At 60.7% G+C, this 9,411-nt stretch carries 9 protein-coding genes; 6 read left to right on the forward strand and 3 right to left on the reverse strand.

All coding sequences use genetic code 11. The features are described from left to right. Positions 1–1,401 (reverse strand): alpha,alpha-trehalose-phosphate synthase (UDP-forming) (locus VNC39_RS09220; RefSeq protein ID WP_325398427.1); only part of this gene is annotated, 1,401 nt, incomplete at its 3' end. Positions 1,402–1,636: 235 nt separating this feature from the next. On the opposite strand from VNC39_RS09220, the gene VNC39_RS09225 reads away from it, so the two are divergent. From VNC39_RS09225 to VNC39_RS09235, 3 genes are all read left to right on the forward strand, one after another. Beyond that, complete coding sequence (locus tag VNC39_RS09225) at positions 1,637–2,512, forward strand: Ku protein (RefSeq protein WP_325398429.1); 876 nt, start codon at positions 1,637–1,639, stop codon at positions 2,510–2,512. A gap of 172 nt (positions 2,513–2,684) precedes the next feature. After that, the gene (locus VNC39_RS09230) at positions 2,685–4,640 is read left to right on the forward strand and encodes an AsmA family protein (protein ID WP_325398430.1); all 1,956 of its coding nucleotides are present in this window, start codon (positions 2,685–2,687) and stop codon (positions 4,638–4,640) included. Positions 4,641–4,853: 213 nt separating this feature from the next. Continuing rightward, positions 4,854–5,564 carry an SDR family oxidoreductase gene (locus tag VNC39_RS09235; RefSeq protein WP_325398432.1) on the forward strand — a complete coding sequence of 237 codons (711 nt, stop codon included), beginning with the start codon at positions 4,854–4,856 and terminating at the stop codon, positions 5,562–5,564. A 40-nt stretch (positions 5,565–5,604) separates the two neighbouring features. On the opposite strand, the gene VNC39_RS09240 is transcribed toward VNC39_RS09235, so the two are convergent. Then, positions 5,605–6,858: a polyhydroxyalkanoate depolymerase gene (locus VNC39_RS09240; protein WP_325398434.1), complete on the reverse strand. Its 1,254-nt coding sequence runs from the start codon at positions 6,856–6,858 to the stop codon at positions 5,605–5,607. A 454-nt stretch (positions 6,859–7,312) separates the two neighbouring features. Between VNC39_RS09240 and VNC39_RS09245 the strand changes: the two genes are divergently transcribed. Next, positions 7,313–7,513, forward strand: a complete 201-nt coding sequence (locus VNC39_RS09245; RefSeq protein WP_325398436.1) for a hypothetical protein — start codon at positions 7,313–7,315, stop codon at positions 7,511–7,513. A 154-nt stretch (positions 7,514–7,667) separates the two neighbouring features. On the opposite strand, the gene VNC39_RS09250 is transcribed toward VNC39_RS09245, so the two are convergent. Beyond that, positions 7,668–8,081, reverse strand: coding sequence for a response regulator transcription factor (locus VNC39_RS09250; protein ID WP_325398438.1), 414 nt, complete (start codon positions 8,079–8,081; stop codon positions 7,668–7,670). A 509-nt stretch (positions 8,082–8,590) separates the two neighbouring features. On the opposite strand from VNC39_RS09250, the gene VNC39_RS09255 reads away from it, so the two are divergent. Continuing rightward, positions 8,591–8,914 carry a hypothetical protein gene (locus VNC39_RS09255; protein WP_325398440.1) on the forward strand — a complete coding sequence of 108 codons (324 nt, stop codon included), beginning with the start codon at positions 8,591–8,593 and terminating at the stop codon, positions 8,912–8,914. A gap of 268 nt (positions 8,915–9,182) precedes the next feature. Then, positions 9,183–9,411 (forward strand): hypothetical protein (locus tag VNC39_RS09260; protein WP_325398442.1); only part of this gene is annotated, 229 nt, incomplete at its 3' end.

A 9,411-nucleotide genomic window follows, 5' to 3' on the forward strand; every position in this document is an offset into this window, starting at 1 on the left:
GCGGGCGCGCCGTTCTTCCCGGCTCATCACCAGCCCCTGATGGATCGCGGCCGCGACCTCGTCGGCATCGACCGGGTTGACGATCAGCGCCTCGGTCAGTTCGTCGGCGGCTCCGGCGAAGCGCGACAGCACCAGCACGCCCGGATCTTCCGGGTCCTGGGCGGCGATATATTCCTTCGCCACCAGGTTCATCCCGTCCCGCAACGGCGTCACCAGGCCGATATTGGCGCGGCGATAGAAGCCGGCCAGCGCGTTGCGGTTGACCGGATGCGTCATGTAGCGCAGCGGCACCCAGTCGAAGTCGGAGAACTCGCCGTTGATGTCCCCGACGCGGCGGTCGAGTTCGCGGCGCAGCGACTGGTACGAGCCGACCTCCTGGCGCGAACGCGCGGCGATCTGCAGGAAATTCACCGCGCGGCGGTGTTGCGGGTAGGCATAAAGCAGCCGCCCATACGCGTCGAAACGCTGCGGCAGACCCTTGGAATAATCCAGCCGGTCCACGCCCAGCACCAGCTTGCGGTCGCCGAGGCTTTCATGCAGCCGCGCCGCTTCCGGGGCGAGTTCGGCGCGCTCAGCCAGTTTGGCGAATTTCAGGGCGTCGATGCCGATCGGCGCGGTGATCACCGCAACCTCGCGCCCGCGATACGGGTAACGCCCGTCGCGCTGCGGCTGCACGCCGAGCGATTCGGTGACGTTCTGCAGAAACATCTCGGCATCGGTGCGGGTCTGGAAGCCGACCACGTCGCAGGCCGACAAGGCGGCGACCAGCTCGTCGGCCGGCGGCAGCACCTGCAGGAACGAGGGCGGCACGAACGGCACATGCAGGAAAAAGCCGATGCGGTTTTCCACGCCGAGCGCGCGCAGTTCCGCGCCCAAGGTCATCAGCTGATAATCATGGATCCAGATCAGATCGTCCGGCCGCAACAGCGGCAGCAAAGCCCGGGCGAAGGCCTGATTGACGGTGCGGTAGGCCTGGTAATCCGGCCGGTTGAAGCGCAGCAGGCCGGTGCGGTAATGCAGCAGCGGCCACAGCGCGCCATTGGAGAAGCCGTTATAGAAGCGCTGGTAATCGCGCTCGGCGATATCGATGGTGGCGAAGGTCACGCCGGATTCGGCGAGCACGATGCTGGCCGCCGCCGAGGTCTCCTCGGCACGGTATCCGCTCCAGCCGAACCACATCGACCCCTCGGTCGTGGCGTCGGCGAGTGCCACCGCCAGACCGCCCGCCGTCGCCCCCTGCTCGCTCGGCGAGGGCACGCGGTTGGAGACGATCACCACGCGCGCGGCGTCTGCCTCACCCCGGGATCGGCCCCCGACGACGGGCTGGCGGGCAGGCTCGGGCGGAGCAGCCTCCTTCATCTCCAGCGGACGGGCGTTCACCAGAACCATAGCATGTAACATTGGCTCCCTCCCGACCAGTTCAACTCCGCAGTGTATTCGTTACTGATTTTCAATAAGCCCGGTGAGCGCCTGCCGCCGGATGGAGGCGGCGCACCGTTGCCTGCCCCCCTTCCGGCCACGGAAAGCGATGTTCCGTCCCGCCAATGTCCAAATAATAACTTTGCGCCGTACCCGTGCGGCGCTATTTTCGCGCGGACCAGCATTTGCGGAATGCAGAACCCTGGAAATATCGACCATGACGCCGCGGGCTATTTGGCATGGACATCTCCGTTTGGCACTCGTCTCCTGCCCTGTCGCCCTGTTCAATGCGCGGCATGACCGTGCTGGCGTACGGTTTCACCTGATCAATCCCGAAACGGGCAACCGCGTGAAAATGATCACGCAGGACAGCGTGACAGGAAAGCCCCTCGACCGTTCCGATCTCGTCAAAGGCTACGAGATTTCCAAGGACAAATACGTGGTTCTGACGTCCGCAGACCTCGACAGCGTCAAAGTCGAAAGCTCTTCCGTCCTGAGCATCGATAAATTCGTCGATGCCGGAGACATCGATCCCCTTTACTATGAATCCTGCTATTATCTGGCGCCGGATGGCAAGGCCGGGGAAGATGTTTACGCGGTGTTGCGCGAGGCGATCGTCCGGACCGGAAAAATGGCGCTCTCCCGCGTCGTCATTTCCCAGCGGGAGCGGACGGTCGCATTGCGCCCCGTCTCCGGCGGGCTGATGGCCCACACGCTTTATGAACAGCGCGACATCAACAGCGCGGCGGACCTTTTCGACGATGTCAGCGCGATCAAAATCGATCCGGAGATGGTCGATCTGGCGGCGCAGCTGATCCGCAGGCAATCGCAAAAATACGACCCGGCGGATCTGGAAGACCGCTACGAGAGCAGACTGCGTGAGCTGATTCACGCAAAGGCCGCCGGCGGCCATCTACTCGAGCCCCAGGAAGAGCTGGCGGCCCCGAACAACGTTATCGACCTTGTCGCGGCCCTCAAGAAAAGCCTGGCCGAGTCCGGGGAATCGTCGCCGGCCAAGGGGCGCCGGAAGCCGGGAACCAGACCAGACACGGCACCTCCCGCCCCGAAGCGCGCCCACCGGCGACGGGCATGATCTCGTGCCCCATGCCGCGCCGAACGTAAGCGCAGGCCCGGCCAGCAGCCGAACGCTGAGAAAGGCCGCATTCAAAGCTGTTACATCGCCGCCACAAACCCCCGCAACCGTTGCGATTTCGTTATCCACCCCCAAGATCTCGGCATAAAGCCTCGACGGGAGAAACGGGTGCATGCGCGGCAGATCCTTGCTCTGGCTATTGGTTCCGCTGGTCGGCCTGGTGCTGTTGATCGTTTTCTGGAACTGGGACTGGTTCATCCCGCTCGCCGAGTCCGAGGCGTCCGCCGCGATCGGCCGTCCGGTTAGCGTACAGCATATCGACGTCAAACTTGGCCGTATTGTCATCGTCACCGCGCGCGGCATCATTATTGCCAACCCGAAGGATTTTCCCGCCGCCGCGCCGCCTTTGGCGCGCATCGGCCAGCTGCGCGTCGGCGTCGCGATTCTGGATTATGTCCGCCACCGCACTCTTTCAGTCACAAGCATCACGATCGACCATCCTTCTATCGCGGCGCGGGAACTACCGGACCTGCGCAACAACTACACGCTGCATATCACCTCGCAAAACGCACAAATCCCGCCACCAAAACTCGGCTACCTGACCATCAATGACGGCACCGCCTCCGTCATCGTGCCGGGCCGTGAGGCGCATTTCGACTTCACGGCGCAAACCCTCCTTGCACCGGCGGACAGCAAGCTTTTTACCGGCGACGAGATCGTGGCAAAAGCACACGGTACTTATGCGGACGCGCCGTTCACCGGCCGGGTCATCGGCGGCAGCCTGCGCACGCTGCGCGACGCTTCAGCCCCGTATCCGCTCGATCTCCAGGTGCGGAGCGGCACCATTTTCGCCCATGTGTCGGGCACGGTCGATGATCCCGAACATCTCGCCGGGGCACATCTGAAATTCTCCATCTCCGGCCAGACCATGGCCGATCTCCATGCGCTGACCGGCGCGCCGGTGCCGCCGACACCGCCTTTCAGCCTCACCGGCACCCTCGACCAATCCGGGTCAGCCTGGCACTGCGAAGATTTCCATGGCCATATCGGGTCATCGGACCTGGAGGGCACCATCACGGCGGCGCTGACCGCGCCGCGGCCGCGCGTTACGGGAGATATCAGCTCGCACCGCGTCGATCTCGCCGACTTCATGGGCCTGCTCGGCGGCGTGCCGGGCCGGGTCAGCACACCGGGCCAGACCCCGGCGGCCCGCGCCAAGGTGGAAGAAGCCAATGCCAGCCCCCTGCTTCTGCCCCACGGCAAATTCAACCTGCCCGCGATCAGATCCATGGATATCGATGTGCACTATCGCGGTGAGCGCATCATCCACGGCACCATGCCGCTCGACAATGTTGTCGCCCATCTGGTGATCCAGAATGGCCGGATGACGATCGATCCTCTGAATTTCGCGGTCGGCACCGGGGCCATCGCCGGTACTGTCGTGCTGGACCCGGCGGAGAGCGGCCTGCACACCCAGGCGAAGATCGATTTCCGCCGCGTGCCGCTGTCCCGGCTGATGAAGGGCACGCGTGGCTTTACCGGGAACGGCACGATCGGCGGGTCCGCTGATCTCACCGGCAGCGGCGACTCCGTGGCGCAAATTCTCGGCCATGGCGATGGTCATGCCTCATTTTTCCTGCAAAATGGCGGCACGGTGAGTGCTCTGCTGGTCGATCTCGTCGGGCTGCAGATGGGCGACGCCGCACTCTCCGCGCTCGGGATTCCGGTCAAAACCCGAATCGACTGCCTGGTCGGCGATTTCACGCTGACAGGCGGCGTGCTCGACACCAAAGCCTTTCTGATTGCCACCAAGGCCGCCAACATCCTGGGGTCCGGCACGGTCAACCTTGCCACTGAACGGCTCGCCCTGCAGCTGCGCACCCAGGCAACGCATTTTTCGATCGGCTCTTTATCGACCCCGATCGACATCAGCGGCCCGCTCAAGACCCCGCGCATCATGCCGGCCCCCGGCCCGCTGGCCGCCCGTGCCGGGCCGGCGGTGGCGCTTGGCGCGCTGTTTCCGCCACTGGCCTTGCTCCCGACCATCCGCCTGGGGCTGGGCGACAAGAATGCGTGTATCGACACAATGGCCAGCATTCACCGTGGCGAACCATATCATCACCATTGAGCCGACGCTGCGGGCCGGACACTCCCGAAGGACTCAAACTGTTCGATGCGATTACGGAAACATTAAATTAGCCGGTGCGGTAACTCTCGGCTTTTCGGACAGACCCCCGCATTGTACGTAAGTTATCTGCCTTCGCTGACGCCCCATCGAGCCGCACTGCTCATCATGGCGTCCTGCGTCGAGACAGTTTGCGATCCCCCAATGCTGAGGCACATGGCAGTGAACGGCGAAGTTCAAGGTAAATCGGGACTGATCATCGGTGCGTCGCGCGGGCTGGGGCGCGGCTTGAGCCTGGAATTGCTACAGCGCGGCTGGACGATCACCGCCACCGTGCGCTCTGTACGGGGTGCCGGGTGCGAGGCCTATGAAGCCCATCATGGGCAGCTCACCATGGACACGCTCGACATCAACCTCCCGTCGATGATCGACGCGTTTATGTGCCGGATCGAAGGCAAGCTGTTCGACGTCGTCTTCATCGTCGCGGGTGTCGGCGACCCAGAGGGGAAGACCGTCGAAACCGTGAGCAGCGAAGATGTGGTCCATCTGATCATGACCAATGCCATCTCCCCCATCCGGCTCGCCCACCGGCTTCTGCCCTATATCAGGCCCGAGACCGGCATTCTCGCTTTCATGTCTTCGTTCCTCGGCAGCGTCGAGGCGAATACAACCGGCGTCTCCAGCCTCTACAGTGCCAGCAAGGCGGCGCTCAATTCCCTAACGCGCAGCTTCGTGGCCACCATGCCGCGCCAGGACATCACGGTGCTGAACATCCACCCGGGCTGGGTCCGCACCAGCATCGGCGGCGCCACCGCCGATATCGACGTGGAAACCAGCGTCGCCGGCATCGCCGATATCTTGGAGGCAAAAGCCGGCATGGGCGGTCAACATTTCCTGGATTACAAGGGAAACGCCATTCCCTGGTAAAACGGATTGAATTCGGCGTGTGCCTGTCAGGCCGCGCGTCTCATGCACTGCGCTGAATCACATCCCGCACCAGAGGATAGATCTCCGCCTCCCAGCGCTTTCCTGAAAAGATCCCGTAATGACCGGCATCGGCCTGCACATGACGGCGCTTCAGCGCATCGGGAAGCTTGGCGCATAATTCCAAGGCGGCAGCGGTCTGCCCAACCCCACAGACATCGTCTCGCTCCCCTTCGACGGTCAACAGAAATGTCTCGCTGATCGCCTCCGGCTTGACCAGACGACCATAATATTTCAGCTTTCCCAAAGGCAGGTCGTGGTCCATGAAAATTTTCTTCACGGTCTCAAGATAGAACTCCGCCGGCAGATCCATGACCGCGAGATATTCATCATAGAACGCACGGTGCATGTTCGCCGCAGCCTGATCGTCTTCCATCAGAGAGCGGAACTGACGAAAATGGGCACCAACATGCTTACTGATGTTCATGGCGACAAAAGCCGACAACTGGATGAACCCGGGATAAACGCGCCGTCCGGCACCGGCAAATCGCCACGGGACGACACCAATCATATGCTGATCAAACCATGAAATATCCCGACTCGTCGCCAGCCTATTGACGTCTGTCGGATTATACCGTGTGTCGATTGGTCCGCCCATCAATGTCATGCTGCGCGGCGTGAGGGGATTGCGGTCTTCCGACATGATGGCAACCGCGGCGAGAACGGCCGTCGCAGGCTGACAGACCGCCAGAACATGGCTGCGCTCTCCCAAAAACTCCAGAAACTTCAACACGTGTTCGATGTACTCATCAAATCCAAAGTGGCCATGACGGAGCTGAACATCGCGCGCATTATGCCAATCCGTGATGTATACGTCGTGCTCCTGAAGAAGGGTTTTCGCGGTGTTGCGCAGCAGGGTAGAAAAATGGCCGGACATCGGCGCCACCAGGAGAACCGGCGGCTGAACGCGATCGATATTTTTCTGGAAATGGACCAAGCCGGCAAAGGGCGTTTCGAACACGGTCTCGGCCTCGACATCGACAATTCGGTTCCCCACCATGACGTCCCGGATCGCGTAGTCAGGACGCCGGTGCGTCACACTCAAATGCCCAAATATATCGAGTGACGCTGTCAGATGACGCAAATTCATCCCATATGGATTATCCGGCACGACGCCACGCAGAAACTCACTGCAGAGTCCTGCCATCATACGCATCGGCTCCATAATATCCGCCTGGGACTGGTACATATCGTAAATCATCCAGAAAATGTTGGGTCGATACAGCAACCATTTCAAGCGCCGCTCTCGAAACCGACAAATTCACTGTTCTTCATTTAATATGAAAAACACGTTTTCATCCATGATCTTCTTTCACATATTCTTCGATAATTTGTTGTCATAAAATTTGCCGAAGGGAGACCTGGGGTAACAAGACACGAAATTGCCAAAAAAAACCCCGAGTCAGCGTGGCTCGGGGGCAGGTAGAGGGCTAAATATGGCTCATTTGTCCATTGCCGCCACGATTCATCGCGGCAAATATGTTTTAAAACATCTCGACCTATTCTTGGTAGTTAATAGTTGTTTTGGTTTTTGTAAATTACGCCGAGACGGCAGGGCAATAACGGCGTCATGCGTTTTGAAAGCATCGTCAGATGCTTTCAAAACGCATGAATGGTTTCTACACAAATCTTAACTTGTTAGAATCCTGCGTCGCGCTATGTAGTGACACCAGCAAAGAAGGAGACTTCCGTTGTCCATGCGTCGCAATGATTCGCTGAGCAGTGACAGGCCGGTGGCGGCCGAATCCGAACTTCGCCGCGCCATGATGGCTCGCCTGATTGCCGCGAGCCTCGGCGAAGGCAAGCAGGCTCGGGAGGCAACGCTGGAGCAATGGCGCACCATCGGCGCCCGACGGGCCCAACCAGGCCGCAGCGCACCAAATGCCGATTGAAAATTAGGATGTGACAATCAGGATGCGGCCGCCCTCGGCGGCCGCAGAACACGGCATTGCCGCAGAGCAGCGCGTCGCATCATGTCCTGAGCATGACGTATCTTGAACGTGAACCGGCTAGGCGCGGCACGCGTCTGGCCGGCTGTTTCACGCATTATAAACGCGCCGCTTCGATGATTTCATGCGGCGCCGGGTCCCGCGCTTTCCCACCCCGTCGCGCCAGGGCTTCCACCCGCGCGAGCAGCTCGGCAAAAGCGAACGGCTTGGGCAAATAGTCATCTCCCCCCGCGGCCAATCCGAAAATCCGGTTCGATGTCTCGCCCAAGCCGGACAGGATCAGCACCGGCGTCTGGTTCTGTTGCGCCCGCAAATTTGTCAAAAACTCAATCCCGTCACGCGCATCCGGCAGGATCCGGTCCAGGATAATCACGTCGTAGGCGCCGACATCGACACGATCTTGGCCGGTGCGCACACAGTCGGCGTGGATGACATTGTGTCCGGCCTCACGCAGCCCCTTTCGTACGAAGGCGGCTACATGCTGGTCATCCTCAATCAGCAGAATACGCATAAAATGTCTCTCCTCGTGAACGACAAGAAGCATTACGATTTTTGGCGCCGCGGCCGCTCATCTCACCATCATGCTGCGAGACGAGCCTCAAGGTTTTCGTGATTTTGACACGCCGTCGGTCGTCATTGGCGTTTCATTGCCAACCTGACGTGCCAGAGGGGTTTTTTGAGCCGTCCGGGCCACGCCCTTCATTCACGCGCTGGCGCCTTGGTGGGTCGCCAATCTTGCACATCCGCCAGGGCACTGCAATTTACCAAAGAGTTATCAAATGAAAACCTCGCCGACACCAATAAAAAATGAGCATAAAAACAACGCTCAATATTCATATCTTCAGCAAAAGACCTGATGTTTTTCAATTTGTGACGATGGTTTAACAGCATCGTCCCTTTGCCGATCCGGGCCGAATGGCAATATGGGAGCCAAGACGTGTGAGACCACTCGTTCCGGCACAATACATGGCGCGGATTAGAGACCCGTGCAGCGCCGGACATTGTTAGGAGGACACTGAGATGATGAAGTATCGTTTGACGATCACAACATCTGCGTTTCTGCTGCTGGGTGGCCTGGCTCTGGCGCAGACCACATCGCAAACCACGACGACGACGACCACGGCGCCGATGGCGACGCCAGCACCTGTCCTACCGCCCCCGGCGGGAACGCTGAGCACCACGGAAACCCAGCGCGGCGTGGATAGCAACGGGAACCAGTACAACTCCACCCGCACCACCTATGGCAACATGAACGGCGCCGCCAGCGAAAGCACCACGACGACAACGGTACAGCCGCCGCCGGTCATCACCAAGCGTTCCACGACCACCACCACATCCTATTGAGGCGCAAAGGGGGATCATGATGACCACGCACACAAATATCCGCATGCTGTTCTGCGGCTTGGTTTTGGCGGGTGCCTTCTCTCTTGCCGGGTGCGGTTCGGAGCCAACCGAGACGCATACGACGACGACCACCACCACGGAGCAAGCCAACCCGGCGCCGGCACCGCTTATGGCGCCCGCCCCCCCTGGGACAGTCACCACACAGACGACCCATTCGCAGACGGTTCAATAAAGCGCGGCCACCGCGCACCATAATAGCGGGACTTTCATGATCATGCTTCAGCTCTGGCGAAACCGGACGCTCCGACATTCGCCACCCGCTCTTGATATGTCCGGCGGACTGCATGCCGGCTATCCCCGCCGCACCTCCTGGACCTCCGGCCTGTTCGTGCGGCTGCTGGAGGCCGGCATTCTTCTGGCCGAGGCCGTGATGGTGCTGGCCGGCGGCGCCATCGTCAAAGCCGTGATGGGCGGCGTGGCTTTGCCGAACCCGATGG

The organism is Acidocella sp., assembly GCF_035535915.1.
Taxonomy (GTDB): Bacteria; Pseudomonadota; Alphaproteobacteria; order Acetobacterales; family Acetobacteraceae; genus Acidocella.